18 protein-coding genes are annotated in these 19,606 nt (G+C 63.6%); 12 read left to right on the forward strand and 6 right to left on the reverse strand.

Features of this window, described 5'->3' with window-relative positions; translation table 11 throughout:
* The first annotated feature begins 60 nt into the window (after positions 1-60).
* Positions 61-1,038 carry a PfkB family carbohydrate kinase gene (locus tag ACX3OZ_RS16915; RefSeq protein WP_459095503.1) on the forward strand — a complete coding sequence of 326 codons (978 nt, stop codon included), beginning with the start codon at positions 61-63 and terminating at the stop codon, positions 1,036-1,038.
* A gap of 261 nt (positions 1,039-1,299) precedes the next feature.
* Here ACX3OZ_RS16915 and ACX3OZ_RS16920 read toward each other — a convergent pair whose 3' ends face one another.
* Positions 1,300-2,886, reverse strand: coding sequence for an L-aspartate oxidase (locus ACX3OZ_RS16920; protein WP_459105002.1), 1,587 nt, complete (start codon positions 2,884-2,886; stop codon positions 1,300-1,302).
* Between the two features lie 78 nt (positions 2,887-2,964).
* On the opposite strand from ACX3OZ_RS16920, the gene ACX3OZ_RS16925 reads away from it, so the two are divergent.
* Positions 2,965-3,459: a hypothetical protein gene (locus tag ACX3OZ_RS16925; RefSeq protein ID WP_459095505.1), complete on the forward strand. Its 495-nt coding sequence runs from the start codon at positions 2,965-2,967 to the stop codon at positions 3,457-3,459.
* Here ACX3OZ_RS16925 and nadA read toward each other — a convergent pair.
* Positions 3,456-4,523, reverse strand: a complete 1,068-nt coding sequence (gene nadA, locus ACX3OZ_RS16930) for a quinolinate synthase NadA (RefSeq protein ID WP_459105003.1) — start codon at positions 4,521-4,523, stop codon at positions 3,456-3,458. The genes ACX3OZ_RS16925 and nadA overlap by 4 nt on opposite strands.
* A 124-nt stretch (positions 4,524-4,647) precedes the next feature.
* On the opposite strand from nadA, the gene eda reads away from it, so the two are divergent.
* The 4 genes from eda (at position 4,648) to modB (ending at position 7,471) form a co-directional block, all read left to right on the forward strand.
* Complete coding sequence (gene eda / locus ACX3OZ_RS16935) at positions 4,648-5,283, forward strand: bifunctional 4-hydroxy-2-oxoglutarate aldolase/2-dehydro-3-deoxy-phosphogluconate aldolase (RefSeq protein ID WP_459095507.1); 636 nt, start codon at positions 4,648-4,650, stop codon at positions 5,281-5,283.
* Positions 5,284-5,457: 174 nt separating this feature from the next.
* Positions 5,458-5,826, forward strand: coding sequence for a winged helix-turn-helix domain-containing protein (locus ACX3OZ_RS16940; protein ID WP_459095508.1), 369 nt, complete (start codon positions 5,458-5,460; stop codon positions 5,824-5,826).
* A gap of 65 nt (positions 5,827-5,891) precedes the next feature.
* Positions 5,892-6,626, forward strand: a complete 735-nt coding sequence (modA, locus tag ACX3OZ_RS16945) for a molybdate ABC transporter substrate-binding protein (protein ID WP_459105004.1) — start codon at positions 5,892-5,894, stop codon at positions 6,624-6,626.
* A 164-nt stretch (positions 6,627-6,790) separates the two neighbouring features.
* Positions 6,791-7,471, forward strand: coding sequence for a molybdate ABC transporter permease subunit (gene modB, locus ACX3OZ_RS16950; protein WP_459095510.1), 681 nt, complete (start codon positions 6,791-6,793; stop codon positions 7,469-7,471).
* Between the two features lie 154 nt (positions 7,472-7,625).
* Here the strand turns inward: modB and ligD are convergent, their stop codons facing one another.
* Both ligD and ku read right to left on the reverse strand, forming a co-directional pair.
* The gene (ligD, locus tag ACX3OZ_RS16955; RefSeq protein ID WP_459095511.1) at positions 7,626-10,145 is read right to left on the reverse strand and encodes a DNA ligase D; all 2,520 of its coding nucleotides are present in this window, start codon (positions 10,143-10,145) and stop codon (positions 7,626-7,628) included.
* 3 nt (positions 10,146-10,148) lie between these two features.
* A complete protein-coding gene (ku, locus tag ACX3OZ_RS16960; protein ID WP_459095512.1) occupies positions 10,149-10,994 on the reverse strand; it encodes a non-homologous end joining protein Ku in 846 nt (281 codons plus the stop codon).
* 131 nt (positions 10,995-11,125) lie between these two features.
* Between ku and ACX3OZ_RS16965 the strand changes: the two genes are divergently transcribed.
* From ACX3OZ_RS16965 to ACX3OZ_RS16975, 3 genes are all read left to right on the forward strand, one after another.
* Complete coding sequence (locus ACX3OZ_RS16965; protein WP_459095513.1) at positions 11,126-12,121, forward strand: SPFH domain-containing protein; 996 nt, start codon at positions 11,126-11,128, stop codon at positions 12,119-12,121.
* 3 nt (positions 12,122-12,124) lie between these two features.
* The gene (locus ACX3OZ_RS16970) at positions 12,125-12,577 is read left to right on the forward strand and encodes an NfeD family protein (protein ID WP_459095514.1); all 453 of its coding nucleotides are present in this window, start codon (positions 12,125-12,127) and stop codon (positions 12,575-12,577) included.
* A gap of 249 nt (positions 12,578-12,826) precedes the next feature.
* Positions 12,827-14,116, forward strand: coding sequence for an outer membrane beta-barrel protein (locus ACX3OZ_RS16975; RefSeq protein WP_459105005.1), 1,290 nt, complete (start codon positions 12,827-12,829; stop codon positions 14,114-14,116).
* A gap of 126 nt (positions 14,117-14,242) precedes the next feature.
* On the opposite strand, the gene galU is transcribed toward ACX3OZ_RS16975, so the two are convergent.
* On the reverse strand, positions 14,243-15,127 hold the full coding sequence (gene galU / locus ACX3OZ_RS16980; protein WP_459095516.1) for a UTP--glucose-1-phosphate uridylyltransferase GalU: 885 nt from the start codon (positions 15,125-15,127) through the stop codon (positions 14,243-14,245).
* Positions 15,128-15,226: 99 nt separating this feature from the next.
* On the opposite strand from galU, the gene galE reads away from it, so the two are divergent.
* Genes galE through ACX3OZ_RS16995 form a run of 3 tightly spaced genes read left to right on the forward strand, consistent with a single transcriptional unit; the run spans position 15,227 to position 18,655 of the window.
* On the forward strand, positions 15,227-16,213 hold the full coding sequence (gene galE / locus ACX3OZ_RS16985) for a UDP-glucose 4-epimerase GalE (protein WP_459095517.1): 987 nt from the start codon (positions 15,227-15,229) through the stop codon (positions 16,211-16,213).
* 4 nt (positions 16,214-16,217) lie between these two features.
* Positions 16,218-17,423 carry a lytic murein transglycosylase gene (locus tag ACX3OZ_RS16990; RefSeq protein WP_459095518.1) on the forward strand — a complete coding sequence of 402 codons (1,206 nt, stop codon included), beginning with the start codon at positions 16,218-16,220 and terminating at the stop codon, positions 17,421-17,423.
* 56 nt (positions 17,424-17,479) lie between these two features.
* Positions 17,480-18,655: an SGNH/GDSL hydrolase family protein gene (locus tag ACX3OZ_RS16995; protein ID WP_459105006.1), complete on the forward strand. Its 1,176-nt coding sequence runs from the start codon at positions 17,480-17,482 to the stop codon at positions 18,653-18,655.
* Positions 18,656-18,820: 165 nt separating this feature from the next.
* Here the strand turns inward: ACX3OZ_RS16995 and hpt are convergent, their stop codons facing one another.
* Positions 18,821-19,360, reverse strand: coding sequence for a hypoxanthine phosphoribosyltransferase (hpt, locus tag ACX3OZ_RS17000; RefSeq protein WP_459105007.1), 540 nt, complete (start codon positions 19,358-19,360; stop codon positions 18,821-18,823).
* Positions 19,361-19,606 lie beyond the last annotated feature (246 nt).

A 19,606-nucleotide genomic window follows, 5' to 3' on the forward strand; every position in this document is an offset into this window, starting at 1 on the left:
AAATGCTATGTCGCTGGCGGTTGCGCCGGGGCGGCGCAACAGAGCCGGGAGAATGCGCTTATGTTCGTCGTTGGTGGGGAAAGCCTGATCGATCTCAAGGCCGAAGTGGCGCTGCCGGATGGCGCGCTGATCGGTCGGGACCATGCAGGCCAGATCGTGATGACGGCGCATCCGGGTGGCTCGCCCTATAATTGTGCCATTGCGCTGGCCAAGCTGGGCAATGCCACCGGCTTTCTGTGCCCGATTTCGGCGGACGCTTTTGGCGACTATCTGCTGGGGCCGCTCAACGAGGCCGGCGTGACGGCGCTGCTGCCCGAGCGCGTTGCCGATTATACCACGCTGGCGGTGGTCAATTTCGACGATAAGCGCAATGCCCGTTACGGGTTTTACCGCGCCGCCGATGGCGCCATCGATGCTGTCAAAGCCATTGCCGCGCTGCCGGAAAAGCTCGATCTTTACCAGATTGGCGGCTTCTGCCCGATCAAGCCGGATGAGGCGACGCAGTGGCTGGAGGTGGTCGCAGCGGCGATTGCCAAGGGCGCGACGATTTCCATCGACCCCAATGTGCGGCCCAGCCTGGTCGATGATTTCGCCGGCTACAAGGAACGGCTCGGGCGCTTCCTCGACCTGGCCCATGTGATCAAGGTGTCCGAGGAAGACCTCGAAGCGCTGGATGCTTCGATGAGCATCGAGCAGCATGCGGCGGCGCTGCTGGGTCGGCCCAATTGCCAGCTGGTGGTGGTGACGCTGGGCGAACAGGGTTCGCGCGCTTTCACCAAGGCCGGCACGGCGCAGGCCAGCATTTATGTGCCGCCGGAGTTTGGCGACACGGTGGGCGCCGGTGACAGCCTGATGGCGGGGATTTTGTCCTGGCTGCATGAGCGCGGCCTGCTCAAGCCGGGCAAGCTCGACGGGCTGGGCGAGGGCGCGCTGGGCGACATGCTGCGGTTTGGCGCGGTGGTGGCCGGGATCAATTGCGGCCGCAAAGGCTGCAAGCCGCCGACGCGGGCGGAAGTGGATGCGGTGTTGGCGCGCTGATCAGCACTATCCACACCGTCACCACCCGACTTGTTCGGGTGGTCCATGGCAGGTGGCGGCATCGCTGGATTGCCCGGACAAGCCGGGCAATGACGATGGGGCTGAAAGCCGGGCTGCTTGCATGACCGCCGTACCCAGCCCCACCCACGATGTCACCCCGGCCTTGAGCCGGGGCCCATCTCGAGATCCTACCGGTGAACCCATCTCAGGATGGGTCCCGGCTCAAGGCCGGGATGACACCGAGTTTTGGGCGACAGTAGCTTAAGCCTCTGCCCTGATCGCCAGCGCTTCGGTCAGCGTCATCGTGGTGTGATGCAGCCAATTTTCATCAGTGGTGGGGAAGTCGGTGCGGAAGTGGCCGCCGCGGCTTTCGGTGCGCTTGAGCGCGGCGGCGGCAACCAAAGTGGCCGACGTGGTCATGTTGAGATAGGCGCTGGTGACATGTTCGGCGCTGGTTTCGAGCGTCGCGATCTGGCGTAGCGCCTGCTTGAGGCCATCCGCATTACGCTCGACGCCAACCAGGCTGGTCATGATCTGGCGCAAATCCTGCACGGCGGGCAGGTTGCGCAGCACCTGTTCGGCGCGCTCGCCTTCGGCCTCGTCCCAGGCGATGCCCTTGAATGGGGCCAGATTGCCGACCGGCTCCAGCCCGCCAATATCCTCAGCGATGCGCGCACCATAGACGGTGGCTTCGAGCAGCGAATTGGAGGCCAGCCGATTGGCGCCGTGCAGGCCCGTGCAACTGGCTTCGCCACAGGCCCAGAGGCCCGGCAGGGAGGAGCGCCCGCGCTCGTCGACCTGGACACCGCCCATGTGGAAATGCGCCGCCGGGGTGACCGGGATCGGCTGGGTGACCGGGTCGATGCCGGCGTCGAGGCAATATTGGGCCACGGTGGGGAAGCGGGTGAGGATCGACGCGCCCAGCACCTGCCGCGTATCGAGAAACACTTTCCGGCCCGCCTGGATCTGGCGGAAATTGGCGCGGGCGACGATGTCGCGCGGCCCCAATTCGGCATCGGGGTGAATGGCCGGCATGAAGCGCTCGCCCAGATCATTGATCAGGATGGCGCCTTCGCCGCGCAAGGCCTCGGTCGCCAAGGGGGCCGGATCGGCGCCGGTGGCGATGGCGGTGGGGTGAAACTGGACGAATTCGGCATCGGCGATCAGCGCCCCGGCCCGGGCCGCCATGCCCAGAGCGTGGCCGCGCACGCCGGGCGGGTTGGTGGTGACGGCATAGAGCCCGCCCAGCCCACCGGCGGCCAGCACGGTGGCGCAGGCGCGGATGAAGACCGGCTCGGAATAGCGGTCGCCCTGGCGGCGGCAGAACACGCCGACGATGCGGCCATTGTCGCGGGCGAGGCTGAGCGCGGTGATGCCCTCCACCACGCGAATCGACGGGGTGCGGCGCACTTCGGCGATGATGGCCTGCATGATGGCCCAGCCGGCGCGGTCGCCTTCCACTTTGACGATGCGATTGGCGGAATGGGCCGCTTCCTTGCCCAGCGCATAATTGCCGAAATCGTCGCGGTCGAACGGCGTGCCCCAGCGGGCGAGATCCTCGATGCGGGCGGCGGCCTCGGCGGTGACGCTTTCGGCGGTGCCGTGATCGACAATGCCGGCGCCGGCCATTTCAGTATCGACGGCATGGGCATGGCTGCTATCGCCTGCGCCCACCGCGGCAGCGACACCGCCCTGTGCCCAGGCCGAGGAGGCACCGGTGCCCAAGGGTTTGGGCGACAACACGGTGACCGGACGCGGCGCCAGTTTCAGCGCGGTGAACAGACCAGCCAGACCCGCCCCGACAATGAGCGCGCCGTCAGCGTCGAGGGTGTTGTCGAAAATGGTCATCGGCTGCCTCAGTGATTTGACTTACGGGACGACACGCATAGATTGCCGGAATATCGGCAATGGCGGACAGGAGCTATCGTGGTCGAGCCACCCGACGACGATCCCGGCAGTCCGCTTTATTGGCAGAAGTTTTTCAGCGACGCCAATACGCCGTTCGAGGCTGATGCCGATCCCGAGCCGCCGCCGTTCGAAACCTTGCGGAGCCTCTATTCCAGCGTGCTGGTCAATTATGGCTATGCCTGTGCGATGACGGGGGCGCAATTTTCGCCGCCCGCAGAATTCCTGCATGAGAGTCTGGAAGTCGCTGCCATCCGGCCATTGGCAGCGGGTGGATCGCTGCATGTCAGTAATTTCCTGTGCCTCGAAAGGCGGGTGGCCGACGCTTTTCGCGCCGGAGAGATCGCCGTGGGGCGGCAGCATCAACTGATCGTCGATCTCAGTCGCATCGATCCTGAATTGCTGGAGCGGCTCAATCCGCTGGGCAAACTGCGCCTGCCACAGTCTGAGGTCGCCCAGCCGATGCAGTCGGCCCTGGACTTTCACCGCGAGCACGTCTTTCTCCGCAACGCCTAATCGCCCTTGCGGCTCATCTCGATCATGCGTTCCACGGCTTGCCTTGCGGCGGGAATGATGGTGGGGTCGACAAAGACTTCCTCGGTCATGGTGTGGAGGCTCCACAAAATGTTTTCGAGGTTGATGCGCTTCATATGCGGGCAGATGTTGCAGCCGCGCAGGAAGTCGACGCCGGTGGTCTCGCTGGCGACATTGTCCGACATGGAACATTCGGTGACCATCACCACGCGGGCCGGCTTGTTGGTCTTGACCCAATCGATCATGGCGGCGGTGGAGCCGGCAAAATCCACCGCGTCGATGACGTCGGGCGGGCATTCGGGATGGGCGATGATGCTGGCCGTGGGATAGGCGTGGCGCAGCTCCGAGATATCTTCAGCGGTGAAGGTTTCATGCACCTCGCAGGCGCCGGCCCAGGTGATGATTTTCTTTTTGGTCTTCTTGGCGGTGTTGGCGGCCAGATATTGATCGGGGATCATGATGACGCTGTCGCCATCGACGCGGTTGACGATATCGAGCGCGTTGGACGAGGTGCAGCACACATCGGTGACGGCCTTCACCGCCGCCGAGGTGTTGACATAGGTCACCACCGGCACGCCGGGATATTTTTCTCGCATCAGCATGACATCCTCGACGGTGATCGAGGAGGCGAGCGAGCAGCCGGCGCGGCTGTCGGGGATGAGCACGGTCTTGTCCGGGTTCAGCAGCTTGGAGGTCTCGGCCATGAAATGCACGCCGCATTGCACGATGACCTGCTGGCGGACTTTGGTCGCCTCGATGGCCAGCTGCAGGCTGTCGCCCACGATATCGGCGACGCCGTGATAGATTTGCGGGGTCTGGTAATTATGCGCCAGGATGACCGCGTCTTTTTCCTGCTTGAGCCGGTTGATCTGGAAAATCAGCGGCGCATAGAAGGCCCATTCGATCTGCGGAATCTGGTTCTTGACCCGGTCGAACACCTTCTCGGTGGCGCGTTCGATGGATTTGGAGAATTTGAGGTCGAAATGCTGGGCGAGAATGGCGCGTGCCTCGTCGAGAGGCGTAATCGCGTTGATCGTCTGCACCATGTAGAATCCCTCCCGAAGTCGTGGCGGAACCTAGGGATTTTTTCTCGGCTTTTCAATGAACAGGGTTGCGACTTAAGGAGCAAGCTCCTAACCGTTCCCCCAACTGCCCCGTTGAGGAAAGATCATGCCCCAAGACGCCGCCGCCATTCGCTCCATCCTGTCGCTGGCCCCCGTCGTGCCCGTCATCATCCTCGATGATGTGAGCCAGGCGCGGCCCCTGGCCGAAGCGCTGGTCGCCGGCGGATTGCCGGTACTGGAAGTGACTTTGCGCACCCCCAACGCCCTCAAGGTGATGGAAGAGATGGCCAAGGTCACCGGCGCCATTGTCGGTTCGGGCACGGTGCGCAACGCGCTGCATATGAAGCAGTCGGTCGATGCCGGCTGCCGCTTCATGGTGTCGCCGGGGATTTCCCCGCGCATTCTCGACGCCGCCGACGATATCGGCATACCGCTGCTGCCGGGCATTGCCACGCCGAGCGAGGCGATGACGGCATCCGAGCGCGGCTATAGCTTCCTCAAATTCTTCCCGGCCGAAGCCAATGGCGGCGCGCCGGTGCTGAAGGCCTTTGCCTCGCCGCTGCCCGACATTACGTTTTGCCCGACGGGCGGCATCGATCCGGTCAAGGCCAAGGTGTATCTGGGCTTGTCCAATGTGATCTGCGTTGGTGGGTCGTGGATCATGCCGGCGGATGCGCTGGCGTCTGGCGATTGGGCGCGGATTGAAGCTTTGGCGCGCGAGGCGAGCGCGCTGCGGGGGTAAGCGAACCCGCATTCCCCTCACCCTAACCCTCTCCCCGAAGGGGCGAGGGGACCATATTGTGGGGGTGGCAGGTGCTGTGTTCACCACCAGACAAATCCCCTCGCCCCGCTGGGGAGAGGGCTAGGGTGAGGGGGCGATGACCCGCCGCCCTCCGAGCCTTGGGAGGATCGCGGCGTGGCAAATATCCCCGAAGATGGCCTGACGCATTTGCGGGTGACGCTGAGCGAAACCGCCTATATCGGGCCGGGTCGCGCCGATCTGCTGGAACTGATCGCCGAACATGGCTCCATCTCCGCCGCCGGCAAGGCGATGGGCATGAGCTATAAGCGGGCCTGGAGCCTGGTGCAGGCGCTCAATGACGGCTTTGGCATGGTGCTGGTGGAATCCAGCCGAGGCGGCGCGGCGCAGGGTGGCGCGCAGCTCACCGAGGCCGGGCAACTGGTGCTGGCGCATTACCGCGCCATGCAGGACAAAACCCGGCAGGCCCTCGCCGAGGACGTCGCAGCATTGCGGCAGCATTTCGATATGTCCGGCCGGAAATAACGCTTGCGCCTTCGCTGCGTGCTTGGCAGAACCGATATGGTTTTGAAAACATATCGGAGCTTGGGATGAATAGTGCATTTTTGGGCACGCTGCTGGCTGGGCTGCTGCTGAGCACCGCCGCTTATGGCGAGACAGTCAGCGGCGCCGTCGCCGCCAATTTCACCAAGGTCGCCGAGGAACTGGCGCCGATCTTCAAGGCCGAAACCGGCCATGACGTGGTGTATAGCTTTGGCGCCACCGGCCAGCTTTATGCCCAGATTACCCAGGGCGCGCCGTTCGAGGTGCTGCTGGCTGCCGATGATGAGCGCCCGACCAAGGCGGTGGTGGACGGGTTGGGCGTCGACGGCAGTGTGTTCACCTATGCCATTGGCGCGCTGGCGCTTTACAGCACCTCACTCGATCTGGCCGATGGCACCGCGGTGCTGAGCGGCGGGGCCTTCGACAAGCTGGCCATCGCCGATCCCGCCGCTGCGCCCTATGGCCGGGCGGCGGTCGAAACCATCGAGGCGCTGGGCCTGACCGAGGCGATCACGCCCAAGCTGGTGACCGGCGAAAACATCACCCAGACGCTGCAATTTATCGAAAGCGGCAATGCGGAACTGGGCTTTGTTGCGGCCAGCCAGGTGGTGGGCAAGACCAGCGTATGGATCGTGCCGGCCGAGCTGTATGAGCCGATCCGCCAGGATGTGGTGTTGCTCAAGACCGGCGAAACCAGCCCGGCGGCGACGGCCTATGTCGAGTTTTTGCGGAGCGAGAAGGCGGTGGCGGTGATTGAGGCGGCGGGTTACGTGGTGGAATAAGGCGATCTGGGCCTAGCACCATGGTGCCGACCCACAAATCTATACCTCCCCCTCGACGGGGGAGGCTAGGAGGGGGTGCGAGAGCCCCAATATAGTGGCCAATCCACCCCCACCCTTGATCCCTCCCCGCAAGGGGGAGGGTGTCGACTGAGAGGCCATGTACAATGAGCTTTGATGACATCTGGACTCCGGTCAGCCTCACGCTGACGCTGGCTGCCATCAATACGCTTGTGCTGCTGGTACTGGGCACGCCCATCGCCTGGTGGTTGGCGCGCAGCAAGAGCCGGTACCGCGAGCTGGTCGGGGCGGTGGTGGCGATGCCGCTGGTGCTGCCGCCGACAGTGCTGGGATTTTACCTGCTGATCGCGCTCGGTCCCAATGGGCCGGGTGGCTGGATCGCCAGTTTCTGGGGCGGGCGGACGTTGGCGTTTTCCTTTACCGGGCTGCTGATCGGCTCGTTCTTTTATTCGCTGCCCTTCATGGTGCAGCCGCTGCGCAATGGTTTTGCCGCGATTGGCGATGATCCACTGGAAGTCGCTTCCAGTCTGGGGGCGTCGGACTGGCAGCGGTTCTGGCGCGTCGCGGTGCCGTTGGCCCGGCCGGGTTATATTACCGGGGCGGTGATGACTTTTGCCCATACGGTGGGCGAATTCGGTGTGGTGCTGATGATCGGCGGCAATATTCCGGGCCAGACCAAGGTGATCGCCATTGCGCTCTATGACTATGTCGAGCGGCTGCAATGGGCCGAGGCGCATGTGCTGGCGCTGGGCATGGTGATTTTTGCCTTCGTGGTGATCGCGATTACGCTGACCATCGATCGCCGGGTGAATGTGCCGATGCCGTGAGGGGGCGCTGAGCTTGGTGCTTCACCCCCTCCCAACCTCCCCCATCAAGGGGGAGGTGCCACCCTGTGGTTGAGACTGGATCGTGCCAACGAGTGGAGAGATACCTCCCCCTTGATGGGGGAGGCTAGGAGGGGGTGGGGCAGTCAGCGCTGCGTCACTCCCCCGCCATCTTCGCCGTAATCACCTGCTTGGTGGCAAAATAGCCCTTCCACGGGTCGGGCAATTTGGCCCGGTCGGCGGCGTCGGCCAGGGTGAACTGGTTGGCGGCCTTGATGGTTGCCAACTCGTCCCAGCTGACCGGCACCGCCGCCGGCGCGCCCTGGCGGGAGCGACTCGACCAGGGCGCGATGGCTGTCGAGCCACGCTCGTTGCGGAGATAGTCGATGAAGAGTTTTCCCTTGCGCTTGGCTTTGCTCATATTGGCGACGTAGCGCTCGGGGTGTTTGTCGGCGAGGCGCTGGGCAAAGCTCTTGCAGAAGGCTTTGACCAGCGGCCATTCGGCCTTGGGCTGCAGCGGCGCGATGACGTGGATGCCCTTGCCGCCGCTGACCAGTGCGTAGCTTTCAAGGTTCCAGCTTTCCAGCTCCTGGCGGATATCCAGCGCGGCGGCGCGGACATGGCTGAAATCGAGGTCTTCGTCGGGGTCGATGTCGAAAACGATGCGCTCGGGTTTTTCGATGTCCTTGTTGCGCGACCCCCAGAGATGCCATTCCAGCACATTCATCTGCGTGCCGGCGATCAGCCCGGCCAGATTGTCGATGTAGAAATAATCCTCCTTGCTGCCGTCCTTTTCGGTGATCAGCAGGGATTTCATCGCGTCAGGAAAGCCGCCGGTGTCGTGCTTCTGGAAGAAGCAGTGCTGGGTCGGGCCTTGCGGGCAGCGCAGCAGGCTGAGCGGGCGGTTTTCGATATAGGGCAGCATGGCATCGGCGACGGCGGCGTAATAGGCGACGAGGTCGGCCTTGGTGATGTCCCGCTCGGGAAAGATCAGGCGCTCGGGGCTGGTGAAGTGGATTTTGGCCGCCTTGGCGGCAGCGATGCCGGCCTCGGCGCTGAGGCGCGGGGCGGTTGAGGGCGTTTCCATCTTCACCTCCTTGGCCGGCTTGTCACCGCGCAGGCCCTGAAATGCGGGATGGCGCAGAATATTGTCCGGGGTGACTTCGGCATAGGAAATTTCGGCGACCAGCTCGGGCGTTACCCAACGCGCCGTGCGGGCGATGGCGGCGGGGACGGCGACAAAGGGGCTGGTCTTGCGGCTGCTGGCGTCGAGCTGGGTTTGCAGCGCATCGGCCTGATCGACGCTGAAGCCGGTGCCGACGCGGCCGCGATAGACCAGCTTGCCATCCTCCCAACTGCCCAGAAGCAGCGAGGCAAAGCTTTTTTTCTTGGTGGAGGGGGTCCAGCCGGCAATGACGAATTCCTGGCGCTTGCCGGCCTTGATCTTGAGCCAGCTTTTTGTGCGCTCGCCGCGATAGGGGGCGTTGGCCTGCTTGGCGATGATGCCCTCATGGCCGGCCCTGGCGATGGCGTCGAATACTTTCTGGCCATTGCCGGTGACATGGGCGGAGAACTGCACCAGCGACGAGGCCTCGATGGTGCCGAGCAGCTTTTCCAGTTTCGCCTTGCGCTCGACCAGGGGCAGGGTAGTCAAATCCTTGCCGTCGAGCTCGAGCAGGTCGAAGGCGAAATATGTCAGCTTCCCGCCAGTGGAGAGGTGATCCTTGAGGGTAGAGAAATCAGTTCGGCCCTTGGCGTCGAAGGCGCAGAGTTCGCCATCGATCAGGGCGCTGCCCTTGGTGATGCGGGTCAGCGGCGGCACGATGGCCTTGAACTGCTCGGTCCAGTCCTTGCCGGTGCGGGTATAGAGCTTGACCTGATCGCCGGCGATAGCGGCCTGACAGCGATAGCCGTCATATTTCATCTCGAACACCCAGTCGCTGCCCTGCGGCACTTCGCTGACCAGGGTGGCGAGTTGGGGGGGACGGAACTCGGGCAGCGGCTTGGCCTTGCCGCGCTTGGGTTTGGGGGTGCCGGGGTTGTCGACCGCCTTGTCGGGGTCGGAATGCCAGACGGCGGCGCCCTTGGCGATCTCGGAAAAATCGCGGCCGGTGGTGACCGAATTGGTGAACTGCTCGGTCAGGCTGTCGGCAGGTTTGGCATGAGCGTCGCGGTGTTTGATCAGCAGCCAGTTTTCGCGTGGCGGGCCGGATTTGCGGGCGCTGTCGCGGCCCTTCATATGCACCAGCACCCATTCGCCCTGCATGCGCTCGCCGTTGAGCCGCATCTTGAGGTCGCCGCTTTCCAACCCCTTATGCGGATCGCCAATCGGCTCCCAGGTGCCCTGGTCCCAGAGCATCACCGTGCCGCCGCCATATTCGCCGGCGGGAATGGTGCCTTCAAAGCTGCCATAGTCGAGCGGGTGGTCCTCCACCCGAACTGCGAGGCGCTTGTCCTCGGGATTGTCCGAGGGGCCCTTGGTCACCGCCCAGCTTTTGAGCACGCCATCCAGCTCGATGCGAAAATCATAATGCAGGCGCGTGGCGTCGTGTTTCTGCACCACGAAAAGCTGGCCGGCAGCCGCTGCCTTGCTCGCGGCGCCAGACGGTTCCTGCGTCTTGGTGAAGTCGCGTTTGGCCTTGTAGTCCTTGAGCAGGGTATCGGCTTTGCTGGCCATGGCTTAGCTCGCTTTTTTGCGCGATGGCGCTTTGGCCGCCTTGCCGGGTTTACCATCACCTTCGAGGCTGGATTTCAGCGCTGCCATCAGGTCGATGACATTGGAGCCGCTGGCCGGGCGCTCGTCCGGCTCGTCCTTGGTGGAGATGGTGCGGTCCTTGCTCTTGAGCTTGCGGGCGATCAGTTCGCGCAAGGCGGCCTGATAGTGATCCTTGAACAGGCTGGCGTCGAAGGCGGCGGTCTTTTTGTCGATCAGCGCGGTGGCCACGTCGAGCAGATCAGAGTCCGCCTGCTTGGCCGGGATATCGGCGAAATAGGGCTCGGCCGCGCGCAGCTCGTCCTGATAATGCAGGGTTTCGAGCAGCAGGCCCTTGCCCGAGGGGCGGATGGCGACGAGATATTCCTTGCCGCGCAACGCCAATTGGCCGAGCCCGACCTTGTCGCTCTGGCGCAACGCATCGCGGATGACGATGAAGGCGTCTTCGGCCAGATCATCAGCCGGGGTCATGTAATAGGGCTTGTCGTAATAGAGCGGGTCGATCTCGCTGGCGCCGACGAATTGGGTCAGCTCCAGGGTTTTTTTGGTCTCCAGCCGCACCGCGTCGATTTCCTCGTCGGTCAGCAGGACGTAATCGCCCTTTTCGTATTCAAAGCCCTTCATGATGTCGTCGGTGTCGATCGGACCGATCCCGTCCACCACTTTTTCATAGTGGATGGGCTTGCCCGATGGCTCGTGGATCTGGCGGAAGCTGGGTTTGGCGTCGGCCTTGGTGGCCGTGTACAGCTCGACCGCAATCGAAACGAGGGACAGGCGCAACTGGCCTTTCCAGATGGGACGTGACGCTGGCATAGTAAGCTCTCGGCGCTGGTTATCCTGCCGGTTCAACTCTTGGCTGGGTGGCTTCGTTCCGAGTCGCGGCGTTGCGCTGGTTAATGGGCGGCCATATTGTCGCCGCAACGCAGATCAGGAGAGCATTAGCGATGGAATTATTTGACGGCTTCGCCCTGGATGGCCTCAGTATCACGCTGATCGGCCTGGGTATTCTGGCGCTGCTGGTGCTGTTCGCCGGCGCCAAGACGGTGCCGCAGGGGTTCAATTACACCATTGAACGCTTCGGCAAATATACCCGCACCCTCAAGCCGGGCCTCAACCTAATCGTGCCGTTCATCGACAAGATCGGCAAGAAGATCAACGTCATGGAGCAGGTGCTCGAGGTGCCTCACCAGGAGGTAATCACCCGCGACAATGCTTCCATTACCGCCAATGGCGTGACCTTCTATCAAATCCTCGATGCAGCGGCGGCGGCCTATGAGGTCTCGGGGCTGGAAAACGCCATCCTCAATCTGACCATGACCAATATCCGTACGGTGATGGGCTCGATGGATATGGACGAGCTGCTGTCCAATCGCGACGAGATCAACCATCGCCTGCTCAAGGTGGTGGATGCGGCGGTCTCGCCCTGGGGCGTCAAGATTACCCGTATCGAGATCAAGGATATCGATCCGCCCAAGGATGTGGTGGAATCGATGGGGCGGCAGATGAAGGCGGAACGCGAAAAGCGCGCCGCGATTCTCGAAGCCGAGGGCCGCCGGCAATCGGCGATTTTGCAGGCCGAGGGCGCCAAGCAGGCGCAGGTGCTGGAAGCCGAAGGGCGAAGGGAAGCGGCGTTCCGCGATGCCGAAGCGCGCGAGCGCTCGGCCGAGGCCGAAGCCAAGGCGACCACCATGGTCAGCGAGGCCATCGCCAGTGGCAGCGTGCAGGCGATCAATTATTTCGTTGCCAATAATTACATCAAGGCGCTCGAAGCCATCGCCACCTCGCCCAACCAGAAAATCCTCATGCTGCCGCTGGAAGCCTCAAGCGTCATCGGCGCGATTGGCGGCATTGCCGAGATCGCCAGGGAAAGCTTTGGCGGTGGCGCACCGGCGCAGCCGCGCTCGGGTCGCCCGCCCAGCAGCGGCGGCCAACAGGGATAAATCATGCAGATTATCGACTTCATCATCAGTTATGGCGGCTGGTCCTGGATCGTGGCGGGACTGATCCTGCTGGCGCTGGAGCTGGTGCTGCCGGGCGGTTTCCTGCTGTGGATGGGGATTTCGGGGCTGGTCACCGGGCTGATGACGCTGTTCCAGCCGATCAGCTGGCCGATGCAATGGCTGATCTTTGGTGTGCTGTCGCTGGTCAGCATCGTGCTGTGGCTGCGCTGGACCCGCGATCGGCCCGCCGATACCGACCGGCCTTTGCTCAACCAGCGCGGCGACCAATTGATCGGGCAGGAGGCGGTGCTGGACCAGGCCATCGAGCAGGGCATGGGCCGCATCGTGCTGGGCGACAGCGTGTGGCGCGTGTCGGGCGCCGATCTGCCGGCTGGCAGCCGGGTGCGGATTGTCGGCCATGATGGCGCGGTGCTGAAGGTGGAAGCGGCGGACTGAGGTCGGTCGCCATCTAACCCCATCCACGGTGTCACCCCGGCCTTGAGCCGGGGCCCATCCCCCGATCATTTGTTAAAAATCCATCTCAAGATGGCTCCCGGCTCAAGGCCGGGAAGACATCGAGTTTGTTAGGCCAAAAGGCTGCTATCCACAGTCCCGGCAAGGTTTCGTTAACCATAAGATGGAAGGATTGCGCCGGGCTCGGGGCCGCATTGTTGCGGGCCGTTTCCAGTTTTGGGGGAGGCGAGTTTGCCTTTGGGTCGGCGGCACAGATGGAGATGGGCGGGCACCACAGCGCTCACCGCCCTGCTTCTGGCTGCGCCGGCGCTGGCGGCGTCCGATCATGCGCTGGGCGATGGTTCGGGCGTCGACAATGAACGCCTGCTCCCCAATGTCTATCCAACCGATCCCGTGCTGGCCAATGCCGATGGGCTGGCTGAACCCTATGATCCATTTTTCGACGTCGACTGGTCGGTGGCGCTGCGCGGCAGCTACACCAAGGCCACGGCGGGCGAGCGCTTCGATGTGAGGCTAGTGCCGACGGTCGGGCTCGAGCATATCGGCACGCGCTCGGCGATCAATCTCGATGCCAGCGCGGAACTGACGCGGCCCAGCGAGGGCGGCAATATCGCGCTTGGCGCGCTGCGGCTGGGGCTGCAGAGCGGCTACGACCTCGACAGTGTCACCCGCGTCACCGCCACCGGCAGCCTGGGGCTGACCCAGCCCTTGCCGGGCACGCCGGGACTGGCCAGCAGCATCGCCAACCCGCCGCAAACCACCAATGGCGGGGCCGAACTCGGCATCACGCGGCGGTTCGGCAAGTTCAATGTCGGGCTGACCGGCGCGGCGGAGCGCCATGTCTATGGCGCCACCACGCTGACCAATGGCAGCGTCACCGATAATTCGGAGCAGAATTTCTGGTCGCTCGACAGCGCCCTGCGCGTCGGCTTCCAGGCGACGCCGATTTTCGAAGTGTTCGGGGTGGCCGGGCTGGGGCGCGATGTGTTCGACCTGCCCTCATCGGTGCTGCTGGTGCGGCCCGACGCCACCGATACCACGCTCAAGGGTGGGGTGACCGGCCGCTGGAACGGGATTCTGGAAGCCACCGCCTCGGTCGGTGTCGGCCTGCGGCGCTTCGATGCCAGCAGCCTCGGCGAAGTGGTGACCCAGCTTTACGACGCCCAGATCAGCTTCATGCCCGATCCGACCTGGCGGTTGACGACCGGCTTTGCCACCACGGTGGCGCCGCCCGGCCCCAATGCCGGTGGCACGGCGCGGGTCGATTACACCGCCAATGCGGAAATCGGCTATACGGTCAATTCCTGGCTCAAGCTGCGGGCGCTGGCCGACTGGAACACGGCGCAATTCACCGCCAGCCCCGACACCGAGACCGGTTATGGCTTCGGCGCCGGCGCCGACTACAAGGTCAACGCCCATACGGCGGTGACAGCCGATTACGGCTTCGATCAGGCCGACAGCAGCGCCAATGGCGTGCAGCAGGCGCATCGGATGACGCTGGGGATCACGCTGTCGCGGTAGCGTAGCTAAGCCCTCTCCCCATGCTCGATGTCATCCCGGCCTTGAGCCGGGACCCATCTTGAGATCTCAGGATGGGCCCCGGGTCGAGCCCGGGGTGACACGGTGGGTGGGGACAGATAGGCGGCCCTAGAAATGCCCACCCAGATCGAGCTTGCGCAGTTCCTTGATGAAGCCGTCGCGGATGTCGTCGCGGTCGAGGGCGTAGACCACATTGGCGGTCAGAAAGCCGATCTTGGAGCCACAGTCAAAGCTCTGGCCCTGATATTTGACGCCGGTGAAGGCCTGGGTCTGCATCAGCGTCTGCATGGCGTCGGTGAGCTGGATTTCCCCTCCCGCGCCGCGCTGCTGGTTGGCCAGCAGGCCAAAGATGTCGGGCTGCAGGATGTAGCGGCCGGAGATGATGAGGTTGGACGGGGCGTCCTCGCGCTTGGGCTTTTCCACCATGCCGGTGAGAGAGAACCCGGTATCCGGGCCCTCGCCACGCTCGATCACGCCATAGGATGAAACCTCGCTTTCGGGCACTTCCTCGACGGCAATGACATTGCCGCCGGTGTGCTCATAGGTGTCCATCATCTGCTTGAGCACGCCGGGCTCGCCCTTGAACAGCATGTCGGGCAGCAGCAGGGCGAAGGGATTGTCACCAACGATGTCGCGGGCGCACCAGACGGCGTGGCCGAGCCCGAGCGGCTCCTGCTGGCGGGTGAAGCTGGTGCGGCCGGCCGAGGGCAGGTCCTTGCGCAATTCGTCGAGGGCATGGCTCTTGCCGCGGGCTTCGAGCGTGGTCTCCAGCTCGAACTGGCGGTCGAAGTGATCTTCGATGACGCCCTTGTTGCGGCCGGTGACGAAAACGAAATGCTCGATGCCGGCTTCGCGCGCCTCATCCACCGCATATTGAATCAGCGGCCGGTCGACGACCGTCAGCATTTCCTTGGGCAGGGCCTTGGTTGCCGGCAGGAAACGGGTTCCGAGGCCGGCGACTGGAAATACCGCCGTTCTGACGCGTTTAGACAAATCTCATACTCCGTGACGTGGATCGGCTGTAAAGCTATCTCAACCTGTCTAAAATATCATCAAGGCGAATTAAGCCTATAAAATTACGGAGTTTATCCCATGGCGGTGCTGGTAACCGGGGGCGCGGGCTATATTGGCAGCCATATGGTGCTCAACCTGACCGATGCGGGCGAGAAGGTCGTGGTGCTGGACAATCTGGTGACCGGCTTTGACTGGGCCATCGATGGGCGTGCCATTTTCGAGCCGGGCGACGCCAGCGATATCGACCATGTGCGCAAAGTGATCGACAAGCATGGCATCACCGAGATCGTGCATTTCGCCGGCTCCATCGTGGTGCCGGAATCGGTGATCGACCCGCTGAAATATTACGGCAACAACACCGCCACCTCGCGCAATCTGATCGAAGCGGCGGTGAAAAGCGGGGTGAAGCACTTCATCTTCTCCTCGACCGCTGCGGTTTACGGCATGACCGGGCTGGCCCCGGTGGTCGAAACCACGCCGCTCAACCCGATGTCGCCCTATGGTCGCTCCAAGCTGATGACCGAATGGATGCTGGCCGATGTGGCGGCCGCCCACCCGATGACCTTTGGCGTGCTGCGCTATTTCAACGTCGCCGGCGCCGATCCCGCCAAGCGTAGCGGGCAATCCTCGCCGCTGGCCACCCACCTGATCAAGGTCGCCTGCCAGACGGCCTTGGGCCAGCGCGACAAGATGGATATTTTCGGCACCGATTACGAAACCCCGGACGGCACCTGCATCCGCGACTATATCCACGTCACCGATCTGATCGCGGCGCATGCGCTGCTGCTGAAACATCTGCGCCAAGGAGGGCAGAGCACCACGCTCAACTGCGCCTATGGCCAGGGCTTTTCGGTGCGGCAGGTGGTGGACATGGTGCGCGACGTTTCCGGCGTCAATTTCCGCGCCGAGGAAGGCCCGCGCCGCGCCGGCGATCCGGCCTCGATCACCGCCACCGGCGCAAAAGTGCGCCAGCAGCTGGGCTGGGTGCCCCGGCATGATGATCTGCGCGAAATCGTGCAATCGGCCTATGACTGGGAACGCCATCTGATGACGCGGAACCGCTAGGGTGATGCGCTGGCTGGTCGGGCTTTGGCTGGTTCTGCTGAGCCTGCCGGCCCTTGCCCAGCCGATCGAGAGCTTTGACAGTTTTGTCGCCAATTTTCGCGCCAAGGCTGTCGCGGCCGGCGTCGATGGCGCGGTGTATGACCGGGCGATGGGTGGGCTGACACCCGATCCACGCGTGCCCGACCTCGTCACCACCCAGCCCGAATTTACCACGCCGATCTGGGACTATATCGACGGGCGGGTGACCGCTAACCGCATCGCCCGCGGCAAGGCGGCGATTGCTGCGCAGTCGGGGCTGTTCCAGAGCGTCGGCCAGAGCTATGGCGTCGACCCCTATCTGCTGGGCGCCATCTGGGGCATGGAAACCGACTATGGCGCGGTGCTGGGCAATGACAAGCTGATCCGCCCGATCATCCGTTCGCTGGCGACCCTGGTGCAGCAGCGCCGCACAAGGCTCAAGGAAGACGAGGGTGATCTGATCGCGGCTTTGCTGCTGGTGCAGCGCGGGCCACTCGATAGCCAGCAGCTGGTCGGCTCATGGGCCGGGGCCATCGGGCATTTGCAGGTCAATCCGTCCAATGTGGTGGCTTATGGCAGCGATGGCGACGGCGACGGTCGGGTGGATCTGCATAATTCCCTCGCCGATGCCTTGGCCACCAGTGCGCGCTATCTGCGCGGGCTGGGGTATCAGCCCGGTCTCGATTGGGGCATGGAAGTGGTGGTGCCGGAGGGCTTTGATTATCTGCTGGCCAGCCGCACCGAATTGCGCCCGCTATCCTTCTTTGCCGAGCGCGGCATTACAAGGGTAGCGAACCGGCAATTCGCCGACCGCAATCTGCCGGTGTTTCTCTATGTGCCGGCCGGCAAGGACGGGCCGAAATTCCTGATGACGCAGAATTATCTGGTGCTGAAGGGCTATAATTTCTCCGACAGCTACGCCATGAGCGTCGCCCATATGACCGACCGGCTCAAGGGCGGCAGCGGCTTTGTCGATGACTGGCCGCGCAGCGTGGCACTGCCCAATCTGGTGCAGCGCCAGGTGATCCAGCAGGCACTGACGCGGCTGGGGCTGTATGATGGCGCGGTGGATGGGCGGCTGGGGCCGATCAGCCAGGAGGCCTATGCGCGGTTTCAGGCAGCGCAGGGGCAGGTGGCCGATGGCTTCATCACCCGCGCCAGTGCCGAGGCGCTGGCCGCTGCGGCGCGGTAACATCGTGGGGACGTCGATGGTGTTGCGGTGCCGGCTTTGCTAGAGGAAACAGATTGTTGCGCGGGAAAGCCATGATCCGCCTGATTGTCGCATTGCTGGTCGGCTTGCTCGTCTTCGTTGACGTGGCGCCGGCGCTTGCCCAAAATCAGGGCACAGTGCTGATGGCGCAGGAGGCCAAGCGCCGCACCCTGTTCGATCTGCTGTTCGGCGAGCCCGAGGCGCCGCCGGCTCCGGTGACACAGCCGCGCCGACAAACCCAGCAGGCGGCGCCCGCCGCCCTGCCGCCGCCCAAGCCGCAGGTGGAAAAAGCTCCCGATGCGACGCGGCTGGCGGTGTTTGGCGATTCCCTTGCCATCGACCTCAGCCGGGCGCTGGAACGGTTTTATGCCGAAGACCCCAATCTGGTGGTGCTCGATCAGGGCGTCAGCTCATCGGGCTTCGTGCGCGCCGATTATTTCGATTGGGACAAGGCGATCTCCGAGCAGATTGCCGCCGACAGTTTTGACCTCGCCGTGGTCATCATCGGCATCAATGACCGGCAGGAACTGACGGTCAACGGCCAAAGCTATGCGCCGCTGACCGAGCCGTGGAACGCCGCATATCAGGCGCGCATCGCCAGTTTCCTCGGCAGACTGCGCGCGGCGCGCAAGCCGGTGATCTGGGTCGGGTTGCCGCCGATGGCCAAGAGCGAATATTCCGCCGCCATCAGCCAGATCAGCAATATCCAGCGGCTGGCGAGCTTTTCCGGCGGCGCCGAGTTTCTCGATATCTATGAGCGCTTCCTCGGCGAGGACGGCAAATATTCCAGCCATGGTCCCGATGTGAACGGGCAAAATGCCCGCATGCGCAAGGATGACGGCATTCACTTTTCTGCCGCCGGCTCGGACAAGCTGGCGTTTTATCTCAACCAGACCATTCGGGCATTTTATCGTGGCGGCGGGGTCTCCATCGCGGTGGCCGATCCGCTGCTCGGCACCGACGCCGCAGCGATGCTGCGTCCGCCCTATCAGGGGCTGGGGCAAATCCGCCTGTTGGAAGTGGCCGGGGCGGTGGTGCCGATCAGCCGGGTGCCGGCGCGGGCCGGCGACCTGCTGCTGGCCAGTGACATGCCCAGCACCACGCCGCCGTTTACGCTGGAGCAACTGGTGACGGCGCCCATCGGCCGGGTCGATGCGTTCGGCGTCGGCATCGATCCGACGGCGGAGCCGGTGAAGAATACCGGGGGACGGTGAGGATTAGCTCGGCCGCGGTCCCCTCACCCTAACCCTCTCCCCGGAGGGGCGAGGGGACTGCATCGTGCATGGGGGCGAGATGTGTGTTCACCACCGGCCTGATCCCCTCGCCCCTTTGGGGAGAGGGCTAGGGTGAGGGGGCGATGTTCGCTCCTGCTACAAAGCTTACTCGGTAAACCGCACCGCGCCGATATGGGGCAGGTTGCGGTTGCGTTGGGCGTAGTCGATGCCATAGCCGACGACGAATTCATCGGGAATGTCGAAGCCGACCCATTTGGCGGTAACATCGGTTTCGCGGCGGCTCGGCTTGTTGAGCAAAGCGCAGACTTCCATGCGGCCGGGCTGGCGGGTGCCGAGAATTTCCAGCACATGCTTGAGCGTGTAGCCGGTGTCGACAATGTCTTCCACCACCAGCACGTCGCGGCCGCCAATCTCGCCCCGCAGATCCTTGAGGATGCGGACTTCCCGGCTCGATTCGGTGCCGTCGCCATAGGACGAGGCTTCGAGGAAATCGACCTCCACCGGCAGGTCGAGTTCGCGCACCAGATCGGCGATGAAGATAAACGAACCGCGCAACAGCCCGACGACGACGAGCTTGTCGGTGCCGGCATAGTAGGCGGAAATATCCTTGGCCAGGGCTTCAACGCGCGCCGCGATGGCCTTGGCGGAGATCAGTTCGTCGACGACATAAGGCTTGGTGGTCATGTTTGGTCCTGCCGGGTGACGCAGGGGTTTTAGTCGGTTCGCAGCGGGTGGGCAACGGGGCCGCGCCGCTACTTTCTCTGCCATCGTCCAGCCGGGTGGTGACGGTGTGGAAATATTGGGGAGGGCAGGGCTGAGGCATGAATGGCGCCTCACCCACCGTGTCACCCCGGCCTTGAGCCGGGATCCAGCCCGAGATCTCAGGATGGATCCCGGCTCAAGGCCGGGATGACATCGGGGTGGTGGGGC

The sequence above is a fragment of the Devosia sp. A369 genome, assembly GCF_054489345.1.